Origin of the sequence: Devosia enhydra (genome assembly GCF_900119845.1) — a bacterium.
Lineage (GTDB): Bacteria > Pseudomonadota > Alphaproteobacteria > Rhizobiales > Devosiaceae > FPKU01.
The window spans coordinates 221,253-243,164 of the sequence record NZ_FPKU01000001.1; the positions used below are offsets into that span (position 1 = coordinate 221,253).

Annotated in this window: 26 protein-coding genes; 9 read left to right on the forward strand and 17 right to left on the reverse strand. The window is 65.0% G+C overall.

From position 1 onward, the window contains the following. Positions 1-115 precede the first annotated feature (115 nt). Entirely contained in the window at positions 116-556 is a 441-nt protein-coding gene (locus BT183_RS01030) for a glyoxalase superfamily protein (RefSeq protein WP_072341318.1), read from the forward strand. 99 nt (positions 557-655) lie between these two features. Continuing rightward, positions 656-1,378: a glutathione S-transferase N-terminal domain-containing protein gene (locus BT183_RS01035; RefSeq protein WP_072338563.1), complete on the forward strand. Its 723-nt coding sequence runs from the start codon at positions 656-658 to the stop codon at positions 1,376-1,378. Here BT183_RS01035 and BT183_RS01040 read toward each other — a convergent pair whose 3' ends face one another. The 5 genes from BT183_RS01040 to BT183_RS01060 all read right to left on the reverse strand — a co-directional run bounded on the left by BT183_RS01040 (position 1,379) and on the right by BT183_RS01060 (position 5,015). Further along, positions 1,379-1,894, reverse strand: coding sequence for a DUF2147 domain-containing protein (locus tag BT183_RS01040; protein ID WP_244545271.1), 516 nt, complete (start codon positions 1,892-1,894; stop codon positions 1,379-1,381). It lies immediately after the preceding gene. A 150-nt stretch (positions 1,895-2,044) separates the two neighbouring features. After that, complete coding sequence (locus BT183_RS01045) at positions 2,045-2,233, reverse strand: hypothetical protein (RefSeq protein ID WP_072338565.1); 189 nt, start codon at positions 2,231-2,233, stop codon at positions 2,045-2,047. Positions 2,234-2,283: 50 nt separating this feature from the next. After that, positions 2,284-3,369, reverse strand: a complete 1,086-nt coding sequence (locus BT183_RS01050) for a glycosyltransferase family 8 protein (RefSeq protein ID WP_072338566.1) — start codon at positions 3,367-3,369, stop codon at positions 2,284-2,286. A gap of 3 nt (positions 3,370-3,372) precedes the next feature. Beyond that, entirely contained in the window at positions 3,373-4,584 is a 1,212-nt protein-coding gene (locus BT183_RS01055) for an NADP-dependent isocitrate dehydrogenase (protein WP_072338567.1), read from the reverse strand. A gap of 92 nt (positions 4,585-4,676) precedes the next feature. Further along, positions 4,677-5,015 carry a TfoX/Sxy family protein gene (locus tag BT183_RS01060; RefSeq protein ID WP_244545230.1) on the reverse strand — a complete coding sequence of 113 codons (339 nt, stop codon included), beginning with the start codon at positions 5,013-5,015 and terminating at the stop codon, positions 4,677-4,679. Between the two features lie 166 nt (positions 5,016-5,181). Between BT183_RS01060 and BT183_RS01065 the strand changes: the two genes are divergently transcribed. From BT183_RS01065 to rpsD, 4 genes are all read left to right on the forward strand, one after another. After that, a complete protein-coding gene (locus tag BT183_RS01065; RefSeq protein WP_072338568.1) occupies positions 5,182-5,793 on the forward strand; it encodes a GNAT family N-acetyltransferase in 612 nt (203 codons plus the stop codon). An 82-nt stretch (positions 5,794-5,875) separates the two neighbouring features. After that, positions 5,876-6,670, forward strand: coding sequence for an RNA methyltransferase (locus BT183_RS01070; RefSeq protein ID WP_072338569.1), 795 nt, complete (start codon positions 5,876-5,878; stop codon positions 6,668-6,670). A gap of 66 nt (positions 6,671-6,736) precedes the next feature. After that, the gene (locus tag BT183_RS01075; RefSeq protein ID WP_072338570.1) at positions 6,737-7,984 is read left to right on the forward strand and encodes an MFS transporter; all 1,248 of its coding nucleotides are present in this window, start codon (positions 6,737-6,739) and stop codon (positions 7,982-7,984) included. A 188-nt stretch (positions 7,985-8,172) separates the two neighbouring features. Continuing rightward, positions 8,173-8,790 carry a 30S ribosomal protein S4 gene (gene rpsD / locus BT183_RS01080; RefSeq protein ID WP_072338571.1) on the forward strand — a complete coding sequence of 206 codons (618 nt, stop codon included), beginning with the start codon at positions 8,173-8,175 and terminating at the stop codon, positions 8,788-8,790. A 172-nt stretch (positions 8,791-8,962) separates the two neighbouring features. On the opposite strand, the gene BT183_RS01085 is transcribed toward rpsD, so the two are convergent. Continuing rightward, entirely contained in the window at positions 8,963-9,640 is a 678-nt protein-coding gene (locus BT183_RS01085; protein WP_072338572.1) for an outer membrane protein, read from the reverse strand. Positions 9,641-9,948: 308 nt separating this feature from the next. Between BT183_RS01085 and BT183_RS01090 the strand changes: the two genes are divergently transcribed. The 3 genes from BT183_RS01090 (at position 9,949) to BT183_RS01100 (ending at position 12,827) form a co-directional block, all read left to right on the forward strand. Continuing rightward, positions 9,949-11,022 carry a putative transporter gene (locus tag BT183_RS01090; RefSeq protein WP_072338573.1) on the forward strand — a complete coding sequence of 358 codons (1,074 nt, stop codon included), beginning with the start codon at positions 9,949-9,951 and terminating at the stop codon, positions 11,020-11,022. A gap of 126 nt (positions 11,023-11,148) precedes the next feature. Continuing rightward, on the forward strand, positions 11,149-12,009 hold the full coding sequence (gene ttcA / locus BT183_RS01095; RefSeq protein ID WP_072338574.1) for a tRNA 2-thiocytidine(32) synthetase TtcA: 861 nt from the start codon (positions 11,149-11,151) through the stop codon (positions 12,007-12,009). Next, the gene (locus BT183_RS01100; RefSeq protein ID WP_072338575.1) at positions 12,006-12,827 is read left to right on the forward strand and encodes an inositol monophosphatase family protein; all 822 of its coding nucleotides are present in this window, start codon (positions 12,006-12,008) and stop codon (positions 12,825-12,827) included. Before ttcA ends, BT183_RS01100 begins: the two co-directional genes overlap by 4 nt. Here BT183_RS01100 and BT183_RS01105 read toward each other — a convergent pair. The 11 genes from BT183_RS01105 to purQ all read right to left on the reverse strand — a co-directional run bounded on the left by BT183_RS01105 (position 12,817) and on the right by purQ (position 21,896). Continuing rightward, on the reverse strand, positions 12,817-14,142 hold the full coding sequence (locus BT183_RS01105; protein WP_072338576.1) for a multidrug effflux MFS transporter: 1,326 nt from the start codon (positions 14,140-14,142) through the stop codon (positions 12,817-12,819). The two genes, BT183_RS01100 and BT183_RS01105, sit on opposite strands and share 11 nt — an antisense overlap. 35 nt (positions 14,143-14,177) lie before the next feature. Continuing rightward, on the reverse strand, positions 14,178-15,404 hold the full coding sequence (locus BT183_RS01110; protein WP_072338577.1) for an MFS transporter: 1,227 nt from the start codon (positions 15,402-15,404) through the stop codon (positions 14,178-14,180). Positions 15,405-15,496: 92 nt separating this feature from the next. Beyond that, positions 15,497-15,832, reverse strand: a complete 336-nt coding sequence (gene grxD, locus BT183_RS01115; protein WP_072338578.1) for a Grx4 family monothiol glutaredoxin — start codon at positions 15,830-15,832, stop codon at positions 15,497-15,499. 241 nt (positions 15,833-16,073) lie between these two features. Next, on the reverse strand, positions 16,074-16,304 hold the full coding sequence (locus tag BT183_RS01120) for a hypothetical protein (RefSeq protein ID WP_143145608.1): 231 nt from the start codon (positions 16,302-16,304) through the stop codon (positions 16,074-16,076). Between the two features lie 4 nt (positions 16,305-16,308). Continuing rightward, on the reverse strand, positions 16,309-16,623 hold the full coding sequence (locus BT183_RS01125; RefSeq protein ID WP_072338580.1) for a DUF6665 family protein: 315 nt from the start codon (positions 16,621-16,623) through the stop codon (positions 16,309-16,311). Positions 16,624-16,631: 8 nt separating this feature from the next. Next, entirely contained in the window at positions 16,632-16,865 is a 234-nt protein-coding gene (locus BT183_RS01130; RefSeq protein WP_072338581.1) for a BolA family protein, read from the reverse strand. 87 nt (positions 16,866-16,952) lie between these two features. After that, entirely contained in the window at positions 16,953-17,522 is a 570-nt protein-coding gene (locus BT183_RS01135) for a hypothetical protein (protein ID WP_072338582.1), read from the reverse strand. Between the two features lie 88 nt (positions 17,523-17,610). Beyond that, the gene (gene purL / locus BT183_RS01140; protein ID WP_072338583.1) at positions 17,611-19,827 is read right to left on the reverse strand and encodes a phosphoribosylformylglycinamidine synthase subunit PurL; all 2,217 of its coding nucleotides are present in this window, start codon (positions 19,825-19,827) and stop codon (positions 17,611-17,613) included. Positions 19,828-19,915: 88 nt separating this feature from the next. Continuing rightward, entirely contained in the window at positions 19,916-20,548 is a 633-nt protein-coding gene (locus tag BT183_RS01145) for a Pr6Pr family membrane protein (RefSeq protein WP_143145609.1), read from the reverse strand. Positions 20,549-20,562: 14 nt separating this feature from the next. Then, on the reverse strand, positions 20,563-21,222 hold the full coding sequence (locus BT183_RS01150) for a Pr6Pr family membrane protein (protein WP_072338585.1): 660 nt from the start codon (positions 21,220-21,222) through the stop codon (positions 20,563-20,565). 8 nt (positions 21,223-21,230) lie between these two features. After that, positions 21,231-21,896 (reverse strand): phosphoribosylformylglycinamidine synthase subunit PurQ, encoded by a 666-nt coding sequence (gene purQ, locus BT183_RS01155; protein WP_072338586.1) that lies wholly within the window; start codon positions 21,894-21,896, stop codon positions 21,231-21,233. Positions 21,897-21,912 lie beyond the last annotated feature (16 nt).

Genomic DNA, 21,912 nt, shown 5'->3' on the forward strand with positions numbered 1-21,912 from the left:
GAAGCTCAGCCGGCAGATTGCCGCTCCCCCGAGATCGCTCTTCCTTTGCAAGGCGCATCACGGCAAGGCGAGCCCCGTGACGAAAAGACGCCTCGCTGATGGCAAGAGGTTCACCATGTCTTTTTCTCTCGATACCCCCAGCCCCGCCACGCTCAAGGCCGAGGCCCGTGCCCTGCGCGCCGAGCGCGACAAGGCCGGTACCCCCATCACCCATTCGGCTGCGCTCGAGGAAGTGGCGCACCGCCACGGTTATCGCGACTGGAACACCGCCCATGCGGCGCTGCCCGATCGTATCGCCACCCCGGCGCAGGTCGGTCAGCGGGTCAAGGGGCACTATCTCGGCCAGCCCTTCACCGGGCTCGTCATCGGTCTCAAGCTTTTGTCCGACCCCAATTATTTCGAGGTCACGGTGAAGTTCGATACCCCGGTCGATGTCGCCCGCTCGACGCTCTTTAATGCCTTCCGGCACCGCGTGGTCGCAACCATCGACATCCATGGCGTGTCGCCGGCCAAGACCAGCGACGGCAATCCGCACATGCGGATGCGCCGCGCCTGACGCCTTCTCGCCCGGCCTCTTCGTGTGGAGGGGCCGGGTTGAATTCCATCGTCAGTTACCGATATAGCCTGGGGCGAGCAACCTCCGGAGATTTCCCCCGTGACGACACAGACCAAGCCGATCGACGTCTATTTCTTCCCCACCCCGAACGGGAAGAAGGTCACCATGATGCTCGAGGAGCTCGGCGTGCCCTATGTCCTGCACGCGGTGCATATCGGCAAGGGCGACCAGTTCAAGCCGGAATTCCTTGCGATTTCGCCCAACAACAAGATCCCCGCCATCGTCGATCCTGAGGGTCCGGGCGGCGAGCCGATCGCGCTGTTCGAGAGCGGCGCTATCCTCAAATACCTGGCGCAGAAATTCGGCCGCTTCTATCCCACCGATCCCCGCGAGCAGGCCAAGGTGGATGAATGGCTGTTCTGGCAGGTCGGCGGCTTCGGCCCGATGCTGGGGCAGAACCACCATTTCGCACTCTATGCGCCCGAAAAGATCCCGTACGCCATCAAGCGCTATCGCGACGAGACGCACCGGCTTTACGGCGTGCTCGACAAGCAGCTCAAGCGCCAGAAAGAGGCCGGCTTCGACTATGTGGCGGGCGATTATTCCATCGCCGACATCGCCATTCTCGATTGGTCGAACGGCTATGAGCGGCAGGGCATCGACATCGCCGAATTCCCGCATTTTGCCGAATGGAATGTCCGCCTCAATGCCCGCGAGCCCATCGCGCGGGCCAGCGCCGTCAAGCTCGACGAGGCCGGCAAGCTCGATCTGGGGACCGACAAGGATGCCCAGTCGGTGCTGTTCAACCAGCGTTCGCTCTGATCACTGCTTTGCGAGCACGGGTGCGGGTGCGATCACCCGCGCCCATTCCTGTTCGAGGCAGATGACATAGAGCGCGCAGCCCTTGAGCTTGATCCGGTCGGCGTCCACGACCTCGACCGATCCGCCATAGGTGTTGCCGTGCTCGGGGTGATAGACCTCGCCATCGAAGCGCCAGGGGCTCGCCGTGGGGCTGAGCCTAAGGATCTGCAGGCCCTGGATCGGCCGGCCACGCAGCGCCGGGTCCTTGTTCATCATGTCGGTATAGTTGGCACCGATGGCGGTGAGGTCCCCGCCATACTGCTTCATGATGTGCTCGGGCACCACGATCTTGCTGATGAGCCCGCAATAGCCCTGCGGGCAGGCGATGATGGTGATTTCGGACCCGTCCGCCGTCGCCCAGGTGCCCTCGATCATCGCGGGCGGTTGGGCTGGTGGGCTGCCCGGCAGGACAGGGCTCGGTACGCCCTGCGCCGCCGCCGGCGAAGCCATGGCCAGTGCCGCCACGGCGATGAGCATAGTCACGATCGATCCAGCCATAGCCCGCCTCTTTGTCCCAAACCCTGATGACAGGCTAATACGGCGCGGGCATGCGGCTGGACGCGATTCCTTTGCCGCGCTTCATCTTGGGCGCCGGCCGCGGCAATTCTGCATCACTGCGGCTGAATGTCAGGCCGCCTGAGGCACGACACAACGGCCCAGCGACGAAATCACGAGGCCTGGGCCGGCGCGCTCGGCAAGGCCGAGATTGCGCAACTGCTCGCAGATTTCCTCCGAAACGCGAGCATTGGGGCTGTTGGCCATATGCAGCAGCGCCCGCCGCTGATCAGGTGTCAGGGTGGTCCATTCGATGAGCATGAAATTGTCCTCCGCGGAGGCAGAAACCTGCTCACGCGCAGAGGGTTCCCCTAGATCTTGCGCCCGAGCCCGATTGTTTCGAGACGGCGCCGGAGGGCCATCGCCTCGCTCCGGAAGGAGAGGTCGGGCAGGGGCGTCGGGGCCGCGCGCGGCAGCCACCAGCGGGCCGCCACATACCCCTCGCGCAAGGCGCGGGCCTCGGGCGCATGCCGGGCGTAAAACCACCACTGACCGGCAAATTTCGGAGCAAGGATGCTCTCGTCGCGCGGCAGCAGCCAGGGCTTGCGCGGGCCGGTGAAGTGGATGATTCCAGGCTTGCGGGCTGCGGCGTCGAACAGTGCGCGGCTCGCAGCGTCGGCCCGCCGCCGATAGGCGTAGCCGAACCCCGTCGCCATCAGGTTCCAGCGCAGGTCCAGCCGGTGGATGTGATCGGGGAGCACTGCATTGAGCACGCATTGGTCGGCATAGATGAGCTCGGTGCTGAAGCGCTCGAGATGGTCGCGCGCATGATCAGCGAGACCGAAGGCGCGCAGCCTGTCGAGCTGCATCAGCATCACGCCCGAATTGACGTAATTGAGCGGGCCGGACATCGGGTCGAGCCCGAGGATCTCGGCGCAATAGTCCGAGAACGTCCCGCGGAACCGCCCGACATCGAAGACGCCCCAGCGCTTGAGATTGCGGATCGGTATGTCGGTCGCCATCCCGATCATCGCCGCGCCGAGATCGAGATCGAAGAGGCCCGAGACGTCGTCGCGCACCAGCACGTCGCCATCGATATAGAGCACCCGGCTGAATTCGGGCAGCAGATCGGGCAGCATCAGCCGCAGCAGCGTCGCCGGCGGCAGGGTGGTGATCAGTGGAAAATGCGCAAGGGGATTGGCGACCGGCCGGATCTCTACCCGGACCCCGCCATGATCAAAGCCCGCGAGCCGCTCGGCCACCGCATCCATCTCGCCATCGAGCAGGATGATGTAGCGGATGCGCCGACCTTGGGGTGCGTGGGCGGCGAGCGACGTGGCGATCACACCGGCCTGTGCGAGCAGCCGGTTGTCGATGGTGGAGGCGACGACGATGTCGCCGCCGCCAAGGGATGAATCAGCGCTCAGGCGCGGCGCGCCGGACCCGAGCGCTGGCATGGATCAGGCCATGGCCTTCTGCAGATTGGCGTCGACGGCATCGAGGAAGCCGAGCGTCGAGAGCCACTTCTGGTCCGGCCCGACGAGCAGCGCCAGGTCCTTGGTCATCTGGCCGGCCTCGACGGTGTCGACGCAGACCTTTTCGAGCGTCAGCGCGAACTTGGCCAGTTCGGCATTGCCGTCGAGCTTGGCGCGATGGGCGAGGCCGCGCGTCCAGGCGAAGATCGAGGCGATGGAGTTGGTCGAGGTCTCCTTGCCCTGCTGGTGCTGGCGGTAGTGGCGCGTCACCGTGCCATGGGCCGCCTCGGCCTCGACGATCTTGCCATCGGGGGTCATCAGCACCGAGGTCATCAGCCCCAGCGAGCCGAAGCCCTGCGCCACGATGTCGGACTGCACGTCGCCGTCATAGTTCTTGCACGCCCAGACATAGCCGCCCGACCACTTGAGGGCCGAGGCCACCATGTCGTCGATCAGGCGATGCTCGTACCAGATCTTGAGGGCATCGAACTTGGACTTGTATTCGGCGTCGAAGATCTCCTGGAAGATATCCTTGAACCGCCCGTCATAGGCCTTGAGAATGGTGTTCTTGGTCGAAAGGTAGCACGGTACCTTGCGGTTGATGGCGTAGTTGAACGAGGCATGCGCGAAATCGCGGATGGATTCGTCGAGGTTGTACATGGCCATCGCCACGCCCGAACCGGGCGCCTTGAACACTTCGTGCTCGATGACCTTGCCGTCTTCGCCGGTGAACTTGATCGTCAGCGTGCCGGCGCCGGGGAAGCGGAAATCGGTGGCGCGATACTGGTCGCCGAAGGCATGGCGGCCCACGATGATCGGCTGGGTCCAGCCCGGCACGAGGCGCGGCACGTTCGAGCAGATGATCGGCTCGCGGAAGATCACGCCGCCCAGGATGTTGCGGATGGTGCCGTTGGGCGACTTCCACATCTTCTTGAGCTTGAATTCCTCGACGCGCTGCTCGTCCGGAGTGATGGTGGCGCATTTCACGCCCACGCCATATTCGCGGATGGCATTGGCGGAATCGATCGTCACCTGATCGTCCGTCCGGTCGCGGTTCTCCATCCCGAGATCGTAATATTTGAGGTCGATATCGAGATAGGGATGGATCAGCTTGTCCTTGATCGCCTGCCAGATGATGCGGGTCATCTCGTCGCCGTCGAGTTCGACGACCGGGTTGGCGACTTTGATCTTGGACATGCTGGGGCTCCCATGCGACGATTTTCTGGCCGATTGGCCGGGCTCGCGCCCCTATAGCATCGGCATCATCGCTGGCAAAGCCGCGTGCGCTGCTATTTCGCGGGCAGGGTGGCGACGAAGGCCAGCGCCCGGTCGATCCAGTCGGCAAGCGCCGCCTCATCCTCGATCGCTTCGGCGTCCACCATCACGAAGCCCGACATGGTCTTGTCGCCCATGGTCATCAGGCGCACACCCGGCCGGGCCAGCGCCTCATCCTGCCCGGCCCTGCCCACGCGCACCATCAGGTCGCCGCTCTTCATGGGCGCCACCACCATGTTGCCGTCGCGCATGAAGGCGATCGAGCCGAACATCTTCTTTTCGGCAAGGCCCGGCCCCTCGCCCAGATGGGCGCGGATGCGGTCGGCCAGATCGATGAGAAGGCTCGAAACCACCGCGATCCTGTCCCCTTTGCGGCGAGCGTGGCACGGCTTTGCGGCAGCCTGCAAGAGCCTGACCGCAGGGCCCGATAAGGGGCATTTTATTTTCCCAGCGCCGCGGAACCGGCCGTCACCACCTCCGTTGTCACCTCGGGCTGACACGAGATGCGGGAGTGGCGTGATGACCAGGGTGGAAGTATTTCCTGTCGAAACCGAACGTCTGGTGCTGCGGCACCTCGAGATGACCGATCTCGATGCGGTGGTCGCCTATTTTCTCGCCCCCGATGCCCAGCGCTACCTCGAAAGCCGCGTCCACGATCGTGCCGATGTGTCGGCGGCCCTCTCCGCCATGTCGCGCCAGCGCTGGCTCAGCCGCCCCGGCGATGCGGTGATCTGCGGCATCGAGCGCAGCGAAGATGGTCGGCTGGTCGGCCAGGCGTCCCTGCGCTGGACCGACGCGACCGCCTCGCAGGCCGAGCTGCGCTTTATCATCGCCCCTGATTGCCGCAATGCCGGTCTCGCCACCGAGGCCGTGCGCGCCATGGTCGATGCCGGCTTCAACGACTTCCAGTTCCACCGCATCTTCGCCCGCTGCGCCGGCCAGAACCGCGCCGCCGCCCGCCTGCTGCGCGGGCTGGGCATGCGGCTTGAGGCCCATTACCGCGAGCACGCGCTTTATGACGGCGAATGGGACGAGGAATTGCACTTCGCCGTGCTCGACCGCGAATGGGCCCGTGGCCCCGCCGTCCGCGCCCTGCCGGTCATCCAGCCCGATACGCGGCTGACCGCCTGAGCCGCTGCCGCCCCCGGGCGGCCGGCTTGATCTTTGTGCGTGGCCGGGCTAGCTGCCTGCCTCACAGGCAGGGGAGACCAGCATGGCCGGCACCGACACCACCCAGTCCATCGTCTATCGGCCGAGCCCCGCCATCATCCTGTGCGAGCCCCAGCTGGGCGAGAACATCGGCACGGCGGCGCGGGCCATGGCCAATTTCGGGCTCTGGGACCTGCGGCTGGTCAACCCGCGCGATGGCTGGCCCAATGAGCGGGCCGTCGCCGCCGCCTCGCGCGCCGATCACGTGCTCGACAAGGTGCGCGTCTTTGCCACCACCGAAGAGGCGGTCGCCGATCTCAGCCTCGTCTTCGCCACCACCGCCCGCCGTCGCGACATGCAGAAGGAAGTGGTGGGGCCCGAGGAGGGCGCGCGCCGCATCATCTCCCATATCGGGGCCGGAGCCGGGGCAGGGCTCCTGTTCGGCCGCGAGCGCTGGGGGCTCTATAATGAAGAGGTGGCGCTTTCGGATGCCATCGTCACCCTGCCGGTCGAGCCGGCCTTCGCCTCGCTCAATATCGCCCAGGCGGTGCTGATCCTTGCCTATGAATGGCGGCGCCAGAGCGATCTGGGCGAAGCCCTGCCGTTCGGCGACGGCCGCGCGGAGGCCGCGCCAAAATCGGAACTCATGGGCCTCTTCGAGCATCTCGAGGGCGTGCTCGACCAGACCGGCTTCTTCACCACCCCCGACAAGCGCCCCAGCATGGTCAACAATCTGCGCACGGCGCTGACCCGCGGCAGCTTCTCGAGCCAGGAGATCCGCACCCTGCGCGGGGTGATCTCCTCGATCGACCGGCGCCACGAACGGCCCAATCCCAACCGGCAGAAGCCCGAGAGTTGACCAACTAGTCTTTGACGGCGGCGCTGCGGCATGCGATTGCCCGGTGCCTCCACAGAGTCTTCCGATATGTTTCCCTCTACTCGCGGTGCCGACGCCGGCAAGATCGCGTTCACCTACCTCAATTTCCGCTTCTTCTGGCTCACCACCCTGCTTGTGAGCTTTGCGGTGCAGATCATGTCGGTCTCGGTGGCCTGGCAGATCTACGACATCACCGGCAATGTCTTCCTGCTCGGGCTCGTAGGGCTCTGCCTCTTCCTGCCGGCCCTCGTGCTCATCCTCGTCACGGGGTTGACGGCCGATCGCTTCAACCGGCGCGGCATCATGGCGGTCTGCCTTGTGATCGAGCTCGGCTGCGCGCTCGGTTTCCTCATGTTTTCGAGTGCGGAGGAGCACGAGGTCTGGCCGATCTTCGTCATCCTCGTGATGCTGGGCACGGCGCGCGCCTTCTGGAGCCCGGCCGCTCATTCATTGGCCCCCAATCTCGTGCCGCCCCAGGCGCTGGCCAATGCCATCACCGTCAATGCCTCGGCCTGGCAGTTCGCCTCGATCATGGGGCCGGCGGCGGGTGGCCTCCTCTATGGCGTCGCGCCGGCCGTCGCCTTCGGCACGGCAGCGGCGCTGCTCTGCTGCGCATTCGTCTCGGTGCTGATGATCCAGAAGCCGGCCCAGCGCGAATCGCACCAGGCCACGAGCCTCGAGACCATCACCGCCGGCTTCCGCTACATCTTCTCCAACAAGGTGGTGCTGGGCGCCATCTCGCTCGATATGTTCGCGGTGCTGATGGGCGGGGCGGTGGCGCTGCTGCCCGTCTATGCCAAGGATATTCTCAAGGCGGGGCCGGAAGAGTTGGGCCTATTGCGCGCCGCGCCGGGCGTCGGCGCCATCGTCATGGCCATCGTGCTCACCCGCTTTCCCATCCGCGACCATGCGGGCAAGATCCTGTTCCTCTTCGTCGGGCTCTTCGGCGCCTTCACCGTGCTTTTCGGCGTTTCCACGACGGTCTGGATCTCCATTCCCGCCCTGGCGCTGGTTGGGGCCGCCGACATGGTCAGCGTCACCATCCGCGAGACCATTATGCAGCTCTGGACGCCCGAGGCGGTGCGCGGGCGGGTGAATGCCGTGAACTCGGTCTTCATCGGCGCCTCCAACGAACTGGGCGAATTCCGCGCCGGTACGGTGGCGCATTTCATCGGCCCGATGCCGGCCGTGGTGATGGGCGGGGTGGGGGCCATCATCGTGGCTGTGGTATGGAGCCGTATCTTCCCCGGCCTGCGCAACCAGCGCAGCCTCGATGCCAAGATGGTGGCGGACTGACGGGGTGGAGCGGGTTGACTTTCCAGCCTTCCGCCCGTATCACCCGCCCACCTGACGCTCCTTTTGGAGCCTCGGGCGCACCCGGGATTGCCTGAACTCATCCGAGATCAACGAGCAGTCTGTCGGCCCCGCCAGCGGCGGGGCAGAGGAGGGCGCGGTCCAGCCAACGCTTTAGAAAAGGACACGCGATGTCGAAGCGCCATAATGCCAAGTACAAGATCGATCGTCGTCTTGGCGAAAATATCTGGGGTCGTCCCAAGTCCCCGCTCAACGCCCGTGCCTATGGCCCCGGCCAGCACGGCCAGCGCCGCAAGGGCAAGACCTCCGACTATGGTCTGCAGCTGCGCGCCAAGCAGAAGCTCAAGGGCTATTACGGTTCGATCACCGAAAAGGCCTTCAAGCGCCTCTACACCGAAGCCGCCCGCGTCAAGGGTGATACCGGCGAGCGCCTGATCGGCCTGCTCGAGAGCCGTCTCGATGCCATCGTCTACCGCGCCAAGTTCGTGGCGACCGTTTTCGCGGCCCGCCAGTTCGTCAGCCACGGCCATGTTCTGGTCAATGGCAAGCGCGTCACCATCCCGTCCTACCAGGTGCAGGCCGGCGACAAGATCGAAGTCCGCGAGCGTTCGCGCCAGCTGGCCTTCGTGCTCGAGGCCACCCAGCTCGCCGAGCGTGAAGTGCCCGACTACATCGAAGCCGATCACGGCAAGATGACGGCCACCTTCGTGCGCGTTCCGGCCCTGTCGGATGTGCCCTATCCGGTGCAGATGGAACCCAACCTCGTCGTCGAATTCTACTCGCGCTGAGTGCTGCGCTGCCGGTTGCGGCAGCGTTTGCAGGAGATCGGGGGCAATCGCGGAAACGCGGTTGCCCCTTTCCTTTTGAGGCTCGCCTGCCTGCCGCCCTCGAATATAGCCCAAAAGAAAACGGGCGACCCGAAGGCCGCCCGTTCCCCAATGCAGTGACGATGTCGACCGATCAGAACGAAAGCTTCAGGCCCGCGTCGATGATGCTGGCGGAGGCCGAACCGGTGTTGAGGTCGCTGTCCTCGTCGACCAGGCTGACTTCGCCCGTCGTCAGGTAGCGATAGCGGCCGGTCAGCGCGATGTTGTCGGCCACGTTGATGCTGACGCCCGCACCGACCTGGGCGGCCCAGGTGGTCTGGGTATCATCGATCGACTCGGTGGTGAACGCGAAGTCGGCGTCGACGGACACAGCGGCGGCACCGATACCGGCGCCGATGAACGGGGTCACGCCGCCCAGGTCGATGCCATACCAGGCGTTGACCATGGCATAGGTGATCGAGGCAGTGCCTTCGACGTCGAGGTCGTTGCCATCATAGACGAGGCCGTTCGCCGCAGCGCTGAGATAGCCGACCTGGCCTTCGACCGACAGGCCGTTGCCGAAGGAATAGCCGATGGCGCCATCGACGCTGTAGCCGGTATCAAAGCTCATCGAGCCGGGCGTGTCGCCGACGCTCGACACGAAGTCGAAATCGTTCAGGAAGGCGGCGCCACCGAAGATCGAGGCGTAGAAGGCACCCACCGAAGCGGGCTCGCTCATCATCGGCGCGACGGGCGGCACATAGAGATCGGCTGCAGTGGCGGTACCGGCCAGCAGTGCCATGGCGATGATGGAATAACCGAAGGTCTTCATTGGGAGCCCCATTGATTCGTAAGGCCCCAAAGAGGCGCCCGAAGCGCGTCGCGGTCAAAACAAAAAGTCCGGTTCACCGCATTGGCGACTCCCCCCGTGGCAGCCCTGCCACACCGCTCTTCCCGGAGCCATCGGGCACGCCTTCTCCTGCCCCTCGCCGCAACCGCACTGACGCGAAACGTGCGTCCTGCTCGCGTCCGACCCCGGCGGTTACATTTTGGTAAGCCTCGGCGCGGCCCCTTGCGCTCGCTTGCGTTTTTTGTGACGCATTGACGACGTCCACAGCCGGCGCCGCCGCGGAGACTGCCATGATCAAATCCTTCTTTGCCAACCGCAAATGGGCGCCATGGGCCTATGGGGGCGGGCTGTTCCTCATCCTCTCCATCTACATCCAGGTGCAGTTCACGGTCTTCGTGAACAGCTGGTACGGCACCTTCTACGACATGCTGCAGAACCCGGCGGGGCGCGACATGTCCGAGTTCTGGAATGCCATCTTCGGCTGGAATTTCGAGTGGGTGACCTGGTTCGGCTTCCTGCCGGTGCCCGTGCCGCGGGCCTTCTTCGTCATCGCCATTCCCTATGTGATCCTCGCCACCGCCACGAGCTACATCACGCGCCTCTATGCCTTTCGCTGGCGCCAGGCGATCACCGAGGATTACATCCCCCGCTGGCGCAAGGTGGAGCACGAGATCGAAGGCGCCTCCCAGCGTATCCAGGAGGATACGCAGCGGTTCGCGCTCATCGTGCAGGGGCTCGGCCTTGCCATCGTCCGCGCGATAATGACGCTCATTGCCTTCATCCCCATTCTCTGGACCCTCAGCGCGCAGGTCGACCTGCCGGTCATCCGCGACATTCCCGGTTCGCTGGTCTGGGCGGCGCTGGTCATCACGCTGGGCGGCATGGTGATCTCGTGGTTTGTCGGCTATTTCCTTCCGGGCCTCGAATACAACAACCAGAAGGTCGAGGCGGCCTTCCGCAAGGAGCTGGTTTATGGAGAGGATGACAAGGTCAATCACGGTCAGCCGGAGACGCTGTTCTCGCTCTTTACCGGCATCCGCATCAACTACCACCGGCTCTATCTGCATTACGGCTATTTCGATCTCTGGGCCAATCTCTATTCCCAGGTGACGCTCCTGACGCCGCTGATCATGATCGGGCCAGGCATGATGGCCGGGGCGGTCACCTTCGGCACCTTCCAGCAGGTCTCGAACGCCTATGGCCGCGTCGATGGCGCCATGTCGATCATTCTGGACAACTGGACGACGCTGACGGAATTGCGCTCGATCTGGAAGCGCCTGCACGAATTCGAGGACAATCTCGACCGTTTCGACACCGGCCACGATGTGGGCGATGGGCTGCCCGAAGCCAGCCCTGCCCAATAGAGCGTTTCAAGCAGAGGTGGGCACCGGTTCAACGAAACGGTGAAAAGCTTCGGTTTTGCTGTATAAGCGGGGCGCGCCGGCCAAAGGCGCGCCCCTTGCATTGCGCGCCTGCGATAAAGAGCTGCCATGAACGAGATCGCCCCCATCACTGCCGATGCCGAAGACCTCTCGGGCGGGCATCCCATGTTCCGCGATGCGCCATCGAGCGTCGGCTTCAACAAGCTGCGCAAGCGGCTGGTGCGCAACACGCGCGAGGCGATGGATCGGTTCGGCATGGTCAGGCCCGGCGAGCGCTGGCTGGTTGCGCTTTCGGGCGGCAAGGACAGCTATGGGCTCCTCGCCGTGCTGCTCGATCTCAAATGGCGCGGGCTGCTGCCGGTCGATCTCCTCGCCTGCAATCTCGATCAGGGGCAGCCGAACTTTCCCAAGCACATCCTGCCCGAATTCCTCACTGCCAATGGCGTGCCGCACCGCATCGAGTATCAGGACACCTATTCGATCGTCACCGACAAGCTGCCGGCGGGCGCCACCTATTGCTCGCTCTGCTCGCGGCTGCGGCGCGGCAATCTCTATCGCATCGCGCGCGAGGAGGGCTGCTCGGCTTTGGTTCTCGGCCACCACCGCGAAGACAGCCTCGAAACCTTCTTCATGAACCTTTTCCACGGCGGCAAGCTCGCGGCCATGCCCGGCAAGCTGCTCAATGACGAGGGCGATGTCGAAGTGCTGCGCCCGCTGATCTATTGCGCCGAGGACGACCTTGCGCGCTTTGCCGAGGCCATGGCCTTTCCCATCATCCCCTGCGATCTCTGCGGCTCGCAGGAGGGGCTCGAGCGCAACGCCATGAAGGCGATGCTCGACGACATCGAGCGCCGCATGCCCGGCCGCAAGGACGTGATGATCCGCGCGCTGGGCAATGTCCGCCCCAGCCACCTGCTCGATCCCAAGCTCTTCGACTTCGCCGCCCTTGCCGCAGGAGCCGCCTCGTGATCACGCCCGATATCCTGCATCTGGCCGACATCCTGCGCGATGCGGCCCGGGCCGAGATCCTGCCGCGCTTCCGCCGCCTCGAGACCGCCGACATCAAGCTCAAGACCGAGGCCATCGACATGGTCACGGCCGCCGACGAGGCCGCCGAGCGCATGATCGCCAAGGCAGTCGCCACCTACGCCCCCGATGCGCTGTTCGTGGGCGAGGAGGCGGTCGCCGCCGATCCATCCCTGCTGCAAAAGCTCGCCGAGGCCGATCTCGCCATTGTCGTCGATCCTGTCGATGGCACCGCCAATTTCGCCGCCGGCGTGCCGATGTTCGCGACCATGGCCACGGTGGTCAAGGCGGGCGAAGCCATCGCCGGCATCATCTACGATCCGATGGGCGATGACTGGGTGCTGGCCGAGCGCGGGGCAGGGGCGTGGCTGCGCCGGCCCGATGGCTCGGGGCATCGCCTTGCCGTCGCCGAGCCGCCGGCGCGCCTCGATCGTATGGTGGGCTCGCTCTCGGTCGCCTTCCTGCCCGGCGATCGGGCCCGCATCATGGGCAATGCCGCCAAGGCCCGCGTCATCGCCAATTATCGCGTCGCCGGCCATGAGCACCGCCTGATGGCGAGCGGGCATCTGCATTTCGCCATTTTCGGCAAGCTCACTCCATGGGACCATCCGGGCGGCGTGCTCATCACACAGGAGGCGGGCGGCCATGTCGCGCGCTTCGATGGCTCGCCCTATCACTTGACCCACGAGTCGGGTGGCCTGCTCTCGGCGGCCTCGAAGGCCTGCTGGGATGAGGTGGCCGCCGAAATCCTCAGGGCCTGACCCGCGCCGCCTCGCCGCCCTCGCCGAACAGCCGGCCACGCTCGGCAAAGAGAATGCAGACTAGCGCGAGCGCCCCACAGACGAAATAGCCCGTCGCGGTCGGGGTCACCGTGCCGTTGAACTGCTGGCCGATGATCGTGCCGATCACCGCCCCGCCCACCGTCTGCGAAAACCCGAATACCGAGGAGGCGGTGCCCGCCACGGCGCCCAGCGGCTCCATGGCAAGCGTGTTCATGTTCGAAAGCGACGTGCCGAAAAAGAACATCACGGCCACCAGCAGCACGAAGAACGTCCAGAAGGGCAGGAGGCCGATAACGCTCAGCACCGTCCACACGAGGCTCAGCCCCGTATAGAACAGCATCGACACATGGCTGATGCGGCGCATGCCATAGCGGCTCACCAGCCGCGAATTGAGAAACGCCGCCACCGCGAGCATGCCGGCCATGCCCGCAAACGCGATGGGGAAATAGACCCCGAGCCCGTAGATATCGACGAAGATCTGCTGGGCCGTAGTGATGAAGCCGTAAAGCGCGCCGAAGACGAACATCCCCGCCAGCCCGTAGCACAGCGACTGCCGCGTGCGCGCCACCAGCACGAAGCCTTCGGCGATGACCTTGGCGCGCAATGGTCGCCGGTTCTCGGGCCGCAGCGTTTCGGGCAGCCGCAGCCAGGTCCATACGAGCACCGCGGCACCCAGCAGCATCATGAAGAGAAAGATCGTCTGCCACGGCCCGGTCAGCAGCAGCACCTGCCCGATCGAGGGGGCGATGATCGGTACGGCCATGAACACCATGAAGGTCAGCGACATGATCTCGGCCATGTCGCGGCCCGAATAGCAGTCGCGCACGATGGATTGACCGATGACGCGCGCCCCCGCGCAGCCCACCCCCTGCAGGAAGCGCATCGCGAGCAGCGTCTCGAAATCATTGGCCAGCGTCGCGCCCAGCGAGGCCGCCACATAGACCACCATGCCGATGATCAGCGGCATGCGCCGCCCGAACCGGTCCGAGAGCGGGCCGATCAGCAATTGCGTCGAACCGAGCCCGATCATGAAAGCGGTGATCACGAAGTGACGGTCGTTTTCCACCGTTACGCCGAGGCTTTCGCCCATATAGGGCAGGGCGGGCAGCATCACGTCGATGGCTAGCGCGTTGAGCGCCATCAGCGCGGCAATAAGGGCAATGAACTCGGTGCGGGAGAGACCCCGCGCCGGGTTTGAAAAAGTCGTCATCAATGGCTTTCCATGGGCGCGGGGGGGGGGGGAGGGGAGAAGCGCCCTGCAATGGGTGTGAACATGAACCGCCCGGACTGCCATGGCAAGCCGGAGAGCCCTTTTCGGCGTACGCCCGGTCAGGCGGGACGCGGCAGCGCCGCGCCGAAGCCTTCATCCTTGCGCTCGCGGATCGGCAGGTGCAGGGCCGCCGAGCCCAGGCCGAGCAGGATGCCCAGATACCAGACGAGGTTGTACGAGCCGGTCTGGTCGAACACGAACCCGCCCAGCCACACGCCCATGAACGAGCCGAGCTGATGCGAGAAAAACGCGATGCCATAGAGCAGGCCCATATAGCGCGGCCCGAAGAAGAGACTCACGAGCCCCGCCGTCAGCGGCACGGTGGAGAGCCACAAGAGCCCGATCACCGCGGCAAAGACATAGGCGGTAAGTTCCGAAACCGGCAGGAACACAAAGAGCGCGATGGCCACCGCTCGGGTAAAGTAGATCGTCGCCAGCATCATCTGCTTGGGCAGCCGTCCGCCCAGATACCCCGCCGAGAGCGAGCCCACGATGTTGAACAACCCGATCACTGCGATCGTCCAGCTGCCCGTTTCCGGGCTCAGCCCGCATTGCACCAGATAGGCCGGCATGTGCACGTTGATGAAGGCGATGTGGAAGCCGCAGACGAAAAACCCGATCACCAGCAGCCGGTAGGACGAAAAGCGCCAGGCGCTCCTGAGTGCTCCCAGAAAGCCCAGATCGACATCGGCCACCGACCGGGCCGCCGTACCGCGCAGCGCATAGCTCAGCGGCAGCAGCGCCAGCAGGATGAAGGCAAACAGGAACAGCGCCTGCTGCCAGCCATAGGCGGTGATGAAGCCCTGGCCCAGTGGCGCAAAGAGGAATTGTCCGAAAGAGGAGGCGGCCGTGGCGATGCCGAAATAGAGGCTGCGCTTTTCGGCCGGCACGCTGCGCCCGAAGGCGGCCATCACGATGGAAAAGGACGACACCGAGATCGCCACGCCCACCACGATGCCGGCCGTGAGCGTGAGCATGCCGGCATCGGGCGACAGCGCCATCAGCGCCACGCCTGCCGCATAGAGCAGGATGCCGCCGGCCACGACGCGGGCCGTGCCGTACCGGTCGGCCACGGCGCCGGCAAAGGGCTGGGCGATGCCCCAGGCAAGGTTCTGGATGGCCATGGCCATGCCCCAGCCCTCGCGGCTGATGCCGAGGTCGCCGGCCATGGGCAGGGTAAAGAGCCCGAAGCTCGTGCGGATGCCATTGGTCACCGCTGCGATGAGGCAGCCGGCTATGACGATCGCAAGCAGGGGGATGGCGGCAGAGCGGCTGGCGGCGGACATGGCATCATCCTTTTGGGATGATCTTTGTATGCCCGCCGAACCGGGGCGAAAAGCGAAATCAACTGATCCCGCCCATCACCGAAACTGATGGATCAGGCGGTCTGCTTGACCGCGATGCCCTTCTCGGAGAGGAAGCTCTGCAGCTCGCCGGCCTGGAACATCTCGCGCACGATATCGGCGCCGCCCACGAATTCGCCCTTCACATAGAGCTGGGGAATGGTCGGCCAGTTGGTATAGGCCTTCACGCCCTCGCGCAGTTCCTGGCTTTCGAGCACGTTGGCGCTGCCATAGTCGATCCCGAGATAGTTGAGGATCTGCACGACCTGGCCCGAAAATCCGCACTGCGGAAAGTCCGGCGAGCCCTTCATGAACAGGAACACGTCGTTGCTCTTGACCTTGTCGTCGATGAAGGCGGTGATGTCGCTCATGGGAGAACCTTTGGGGAAAACCGTTGGGAATAAGCCTGCCGGAAACGAGACGGGCCCGTCATCGCGCGCCTGCATCGTCTTTGGCCGATAGATAGGTGATGAATAGGGCCGTGTCGAGGCTCCGCCCTATTCTCCGGCACCCGGATGACGGCCGGCGCGGGTATAGGACACCCAGGCATAGACCCCAAGGGCACCAAACACCAGCGCGGGCCAGATGAAGAAAGCGTAGAGTTCCATAGGCTTACTCCAGTTTTCCCAATAGTCTCACGGCAAACAGGTGGATGATGAAACCCACCACACTCCAGAAGCCGCACGCGGTGGCTACCACAAGGAAGTTGATCGAGCTCATTTCGATCGCTCCTATAGATAGGCCAATTGCAGGCGTTATCACAGAGGCTACAACGCTGCTCGAGCCGATGGCGTTCAGGAAGCCCGCGCGCAGTTTGAGTTGCTCGGTTTCTGCCGGGCTCATCATCTCACCGCCGCATTACGCCCAGGCCGAGCAGCACCGCATCGGGGATGCCGAGATCGCGGATCACGTCGGCATGCCGGCGAAAGCCGCAGAGTTCGCGCTGCACGAAATAGGCCCACACCGCATTCCGGCTCGCCGCCAGCGCGACTGGCCGGTCAGCCTCGGTGGCAGCGGCGAGCGCCGCAAGCGTGGCCTTCACCTTGGCGTCGGCCGCGCCCATCGAGCTGGCGCGTTCGGCCATGATCTCGGTCTCGATGGCCTTGAAGCCTGCCTCGGGCTTGACCGCCTGGATCAGCTCGATGGAGTCGCGCAGCGACATGGATCGGCTCAGGCCGGCGCGCTGGTCGTCAACGCCAGGGCATGCAGGGCGCCGCCCATGTCGCCCGAAAGCGCGTTGTAGACGAGCTGGTGCTGCTGCACGCGCGTCTTGCCGCGAAACGCTTCCGAGACCACGGTTGCCGCGTAGTGGTCGCCATCGCCGGCGAGGTCGCGGATATCCACCTGCGCGTCGGGCAGGGCGGCCTTGATGCGACGTTCGATTTCGGCTGCGGCCATCGCCATGGTCAGTCTCCGGCTGGTTTCAGTCAGCCCGAGATATGGCACGGGGGCCGGGGGGCTTCAATAGAAGGCCGGTCAAAGCCGCAGTGCCTATTGCCGCGGCGCCGCGCAGCATTCGGCATCGGCGCGGGTCGAAAAATTGGCGATCATGAACGCGATCGCGGTTTCCGACTCTTCGGCGATGGCGAGGTCCATGAGGCATTCGAAGATATAGGTGCGCCCCTGGTCGGCCGCCTCGGCATGGGCGATGCGCACCGGAAAGCCGAGCGGGGATTGCTGCGCCTCGCCCTCGTAATAGAGCGCCGGCCCGCTCTGGAAATCGCGCGTGCCGCTCTCGGTCACGGTGAAATCGGGGAACTGTTCGCGCCAGGTGGTTTCCACCGCGCCCTTGTCGAACGCCGAAAGCGCGCTCTCGGCCGTCCAGCCCTCGGCCTGCCCGTCGGCGATCATCACATCGCACTGGATGGGCGCCCCATTGTGCTGCAGCGTCAGCACGGTCACCTCGTTGCCGTCCTCCACCTGCTGGAACGACTGCGGATAAATCGCCGTGAAGGGCCGCGTTTCGAGCACGCCGCGATCGATATTGACCGTCACCTCCTGCGCGAAGACGGAGCCGGTGGCGCCAATAAGCGCAAGAACGGTAACGATGGGATGACGCATGGCACGAAGGCTCCGGAGGGCGGGATATCGAGGGCAGCGCCAGACGCCGCCCCGCGCTGCCGGGTTCCGATGGCCGATCGGCCCGCGATCAGGCGCCCATGAAGCGGGGGAACCAGCCTTCATGAGCCTCGCGGAGTTCGGCCACGGGAATCGACCGGGCCTCGCCCAGCGTCAGCGCAGTGCCACCGGTAACCCCGATCCAAGGCGCAAAAAGGGCGGTGGGCGGCAGCAGCTCGTCGAAGAACCGGTCGACATCCGATCGCCGGATGGTGATCACGTAGCGCCCTTGGTCTTCCCCGAAGAACCAGGGCAGCGGATCGAGCCCGTCGAGCTGGTTGATGCGGGCCCCGATGCCCGAGGCCATCGCCATTTCGGCCAGCCCCACGGCCAGCCCGCCATCGGAAAGATCGTGCACAGCGGTGGCGATATTGTCCCCGATCAGCGCGCGGACGAAATCGCCGGCCTTGCGCTCATGGGCGAGATCGACCTGGGGCGGGGTGCCTTCGCGGCGATCGAACAGGTCGCGCAGATAGAGCGACTGGCCCAGATGCCCGCCGCCATCGCGCCGCCCGCCAATGAGGATCACCGCCTCGTCCTCGGCCGCAAAGCCGATGCGCGCCATGCCGTTCCAGTCTTCGAGCAGACCCACCCCGCCGATCGTGGGGGTGGGCAGGATGCCCTTGCCATTGGTCTCGTTGTAAAGCGACACATTGCCCGAAACGATCGGGAAATCGAGGGCCCGGCAGGCTTCGCCAATGCCCTGGATGGCGCCCACCAGCTGGCCCATGATCTCGGGGCGCTCGGGATTGCCGAAATTGAGATTGTCGGTGGCCGCCAGCGGCAGAGCGCCGGTTGCCGTCAGGTTGCGCCAGGCCTCGGCCACGGCCTGCTTGCCGCCCTCGACGGGGTCAGCCTCGCAATAGCGCGGCGTCACGTCCGAGGTGAAGGCAAGCGCCTTGGTCGGGTGCCCCTCGACCCGCACCACCCCGGCATCCCCGCCGGGCCGCTGCACCGAATTGCCCTGGATCAGCGTGTCATACTGCTCGTAGACCCAGCGGCGCGAGGAGAGCGAGGGTCCGCCGATGAGCCGCAAAAGCGCATCGGCGATATCCATCTGCGGCACGTCGTCGGGGCGCAGGGCGGGCTGCTTGCGCGCCGGGCTCCACGGCCGGTCATATTCGGGCGCCTTGTCGCCCAGATCCTTGATCGGCAGGTTCGCCACTTCCTTGCCCTGCCAGAGCACGCGGAAGCGCAGGTCGTCGGTGGTCTTGCCCACGGTGGCGAAATCGAGTTCCCACTTCTCGAACACCGCGCGCGCCGCCGCCTCCTTTTCGGGATGCAGCACCATGAGCATGCGCTCCTGGCTTTCCGACAGCATCATCTCATAGGGCGTCATGGCGGTTTCGCGCACCGGCACGGCGTCGAGATTGAGCTCGATGCCGAGATCGCCCTTGGCGCCCATTTCCACGGCCGAACAGGTGAGGCCGGCCGCGCCCATGTCCTGGATGGCGATCACGGCGCCGGTCGCCATCAGTTCGAGGCAGGCCTCGAGCAGCCGCTTTTCCGTGAACGGGTCGCCCACCTGCACGGTGGGGCGCTTCTCGTCGATATCGTCGCCGAATTCGGCCGAGGCCATGGTGGCCCCGCCAACCCCGTCGCGCCCGGTCTTGGCCCCGAGATAGACCACCGGCAGGCCGACGCCCTCGGCCTTGGAATAGAAGATCTTGTCGGTATCCACGAGCCCGGCGGCAAAGGCGTTGACGAGGATATTGCCATTGTAGCGGGCGTCGAACTCGACCTCCCCGCCCACGGTCGGCACGCCGAAGCTGTTGCCATAGCCGCCGACGCCCGCCACCACGCCCGAGACGAGGTGCCTGGTCTTTTCATGCTCGGGCGCGCCGAAGCGCAGTGCGTTCATTGCCGCGATGGGGCGGGCGCCCATGGTGAACACGTCGCGCAAGATGCCGCCAACCCCGGTCGCCGCGCCCTGATAGGGCTCGATGAAGCTCGGATGGTTGTGGCTTTCCATCTTGAACACCACCGCCTTGCCATCGCCGATATCGACGACGCCGGCATTCTCGCCCGGTCCCTGGATGACGCGCGGGCCGGTGGTGTGCAGCGTGCGCAGCCACTTCTTGGAGCTCTTGTACGAGCAGTGCTCGTTCCACATCGCCGAGAAGATGCCGAGCTCGGTATAGGTCGGGGTGCGGCCCAGAAGGTCGAGGATACGCAGATACTCGTCCGACTTGAGGCCGTGATCGGCGACAAGCTGCGGGGTGATCTCGATATGGTTGTCGAAGCTCATGGGGTCGTTCCGGCTCCCGCCGATTCCGCTGCCGAAGGAATTGGCCCCTCCTTATCGCAACGGGGCTCAGCCTTAAACGCCAAAACGGTCAGGCCGGCACTCTTTTGCCCATCAGGCGGTCGAGCCCGATGACGATGAGCGAGAGCACCGAGAGGAACACCACCATCATCAGCGCATTGAGCCCCACCTGCCCATAGCCCAGCCTGTCGGCTTCGAGGATCGGATAAGGATAGGCGCCCACCAGCGCGCCACGCGCCATGGCGTAGAGAAAATAGACGAAGGTGGGCAAGAGCATCATCGGCAGGTCCTGAAGCCGCAGCGTCCCATGCCGGTTGAAGCCGATCCACCACACGATGAACAGCGTCGGCGTCACGTAATGGAGGCCGATATCGGCCACCTTGAACAGCCCCTGCGGGTCCCAGATCGGGGCGAGCACGAAATGATAGAAGATCATCACCATGGCGATCGCCGCCGCCAGCATGCCGCGCGTCTCTGGACGCCGGAACCAGCTGAGCCAGCGCCAGTCCGTCACCTCCGACCCATAGGCCGCCACCAGCGCCATGTTGGAGAGGATGGTGAAAAAGGAAAAGAAGAACCCCAGTGCGCCGGGCAGATCGTCGTCTAGTGCCAGCCGGGCCGGAATGGTGAGCGAAAACTGCAGCACGAGCAGAGCAAGCCCGAGGAGACATCCGGAAAGCGCAACCACTCGACCCGCGCCCAATCTCGTCTCCCCGTTCAGGCCTTTTGTTTATCGCGCCCCAGAAGCCTGTCGGCAAGCACCAGCAGCACGCAGAACACCGCGACCGCAATGACGATCACACCGGCCCCGATCGCCACCTGCCCATAGCCGCCGATGCGCGGATCGAGCAGGTCATAGGGATATTCGGAAACCATGGCGCCACGGATCAGCACCAACCCGAGATAGACGAGCCCCGGCACCAGCATCAGCGGCACCTGTTTCAGCCGCAGCCCGCCATGGGGCGCAAACATCGCCCACCAGCCGAGATAGAGCAGGGGCGACACATAGTGCAAAAGCACATTGGCCGCCGCCAGCGCTCCGGTGAAGGTAAAGAGAGGCGCCAGCATGAAGTGGTAGTAGACCATCACCAGCGTGATGTTGCCCGCCATGGCCGCCATGCCCAGCGGCGTGCGGAACCAGCCCAGCCACCGCCACCCGACCAGCGTCCCGAGCCAGACCAGCGCCAGCCCCAGATTGCTGAGATGGGTGAAAAAGCTCCAGAAATGCACGAACATCGCCAACGGGCCGAGCGGCGCCGGATTGGTCGGGCTCGCCACCATCATCGCCGGGGCGATGACGGAAAAATTGAGCCCGAGCCCGATCACCGCCACGAGAATGCCGGCAAGCGCCCAGATGCGACCGAACCCGTCTGGCATGGCCGGTCTCAGGCTGCCTTGAGCAGCGCCTCGAACAGCGGCCGCCCATCGATGCCGCCATGGGCGTTTTCGATGAGGTTTTCCGGGTGCGGCATCAGCCCGAGCACGGTGCGCCTGTCGTTGAACACCCCGGCGATATCGTTGCGCGAACCATTGGGATTGGTGCCCTGGGCATAGCGGAACGCCACCTGGCCCTCGCCCTCGATTCGGGCCAGCGTCTCGTCATCGGTGAAATAATTGCCGTCATGATGGGCCACCGGGCAGCGGATCACCGCGCCCGGGCGATAGCCCGAGGTGAACACCGAATCGGTGTTTTCCACCGAGAGCTTCACCTCGCGGCACACGAAGCGCAGCGAGGCGTTGCGCATCAGCACGCCCGGCAGCAGCCCGGCCTCGGTGAGGATCTGGAAGCCGTTGCACACGCCCAGCACCGGCACGCCGGCCTCGGCGCGTTCGCGCACCTTCTGCATGATCGGCGAGCGCGCCGCGATGGCGCCCGAGCGCAGATAGTCGCCATAGGAAAAGCCGCCGGGCACGACGATCAGGTCCGAGGGCGGCAGTGCGTCGGACTGATGCCACACCACGCGCGGCGGCTTGCCGCCGATGGCGGTGAGCGCGGCGATCATGTCACGGTCGCGATTCGAGCCGGGAAAGACGATGACGGTGGCGTTCATCGGCACAAGCCTTTCG

What these genes read in the sequence shown, in the direction of transcription:
- BT183_RS01030 (WP_072341318.1), top strand. Translation starts at nt 116, where the DNA reads ATGTCTTTTTCTCTCGATACCCCCAGCCCCGCCACGCTCAAGGCCGAG.
- BT183_RS01040 (WP_244545271.1), bottom strand. Translation starts at nt 1,894, where the DNA reads ATGCTCATCGCCGTGGCGGCACTGGCCATGGCTTCGCCGGCGGCGGCG.
- BT183_RS01045 (WP_072338565.1), bottom strand. Translation starts at nt 2,233, where the DNA reads ATGCTCATCGAATGGACCACCCTGACACCTGATCAGCGGCGGGCGCTG.
- BT183_RS01050 (WP_072338566.1), bottom strand. Translation starts at nt 3,369, where the DNA reads ATGCCAGCGCTCGGGTCCGGCGCGCCGCGCCTGAGCGCTGATTCATCC.
- BT183_RS01055 (WP_072338567.1), bottom strand. Translation starts at nt 4,584, where the DNA reads ATGTCCAAGATCAAAGTCGCCAACCCGGTCGTCGAACTCGACGGCGAC.
- BT183_RS01065 (WP_072338568.1), top strand. Translation starts at nt 5,182, where the DNA reads ATGACCAGGGTGGAAGTATTTCCTGTCGAAACCGAACGTCTGGTGCTG.
- BT183_RS01070 (WP_072338569.1), top strand. Translation starts at nt 5,876, where the DNA reads ATGGCCGGCACCGACACCACCCAGTCCATCGTCTATCGGCCGAGCCCC.
- BT183_RS01075 (WP_072338570.1), top strand. Translation starts at nt 6,737, where the DNA reads ATGTTTCCCTCTACTCGCGGTGCCGACGCCGGCAAGATCGCGTTCACC.
- rpsD (WP_072338571.1), top strand. Translation starts at nt 8,173, where the DNA reads ATGTCGAAGCGCCATAATGCCAAGTACAAGATCGATCGTCGTCTTGGC.
- BT183_RS01085 (WP_072338572.1), bottom strand. Translation starts at nt 9,640, where the DNA reads ATGAAGACCTTCGGTTATTCCATCATCGCCATGGCACTGCTGGCCGGT.
- BT183_RS01090 (WP_072338573.1), top strand. Translation starts at nt 9,949, where the DNA reads ATGATCAAATCCTTCTTTGCCAACCGCAAATGGGCGCCATGGGCCTAT.
- ttcA (WP_072338574.1), top strand. Translation starts at nt 11,149, where the DNA reads ATGAACGAGATCGCCCCCATCACTGCCGATGCCGAAGACCTCTCGGGC.
- BT183_RS01105 (WP_072338576.1), bottom strand. Translation starts at nt 14,142, where the DNA reads ATGGCAGTCCGGGCGGTTCATGTTCACACCCATTGCAGGGCGCTTCTC.
- BT183_RS01110 (WP_072338577.1), bottom strand. Translation starts at nt 15,404, where the DNA reads ATGTCCGCCGCCAGCCGCTCTGCCGCCATCCCCCTGCTTGCGATCGTC.
- grxD (WP_072338578.1), bottom strand. Translation starts at nt 15,832, where the DNA reads ATGAGCGACATCACCGCCTTCATCGACGACAAGGTCAAGAGCAACGAC.
- BT183_RS01120 (WP_143145608.1), bottom strand. Translation starts at nt 16,304, where the DNA reads ATGAGCCCGGCAGAAACCGAGCAACTCAAACTGCGCGCGGGCTTCCTG.
- BT183_RS01125 (WP_072338580.1), bottom strand. Translation starts at nt 16,623, where the DNA reads ATGTCGCTGCGCGACTCCATCGAGCTGATCCAGGCGGTCAAGCCCGAG.
- BT183_RS01130 (WP_072338581.1), bottom strand. Translation starts at nt 16,865, where the DNA reads ATGGCGATGGCCGCAGCCGAAATCGAACGTCGCATCAAGGCCGCCCTG.
- BT183_RS01135 (WP_072338582.1), bottom strand. Translation starts at nt 17,522, where the DNA reads ATGCGTCATCCCATCGTTACCGTTCTTGCGCTTATTGGCGCCACCGGC.
- purL (WP_072338583.1), bottom strand. Translation starts at nt 19,827, where the DNA reads ATGAGCTTCGACAACCATATCGAGATCACCCCGCAGCTTGTCGCCGAT.
- BT183_RS01150 (WP_072338585.1), bottom strand. Translation starts at nt 21,222, where the DNA reads ATGCCAGACGGGTTCGGTCGCATCTGGGCGCTTGCCGGCATTCTCGTG.
- purQ (WP_072338586.1), bottom strand. Translation starts at nt 21,896, where the DNA reads ATGAACGCCACCGTCATCGTCTTTCCCGGCTCGAATCGCGACCGTGAC.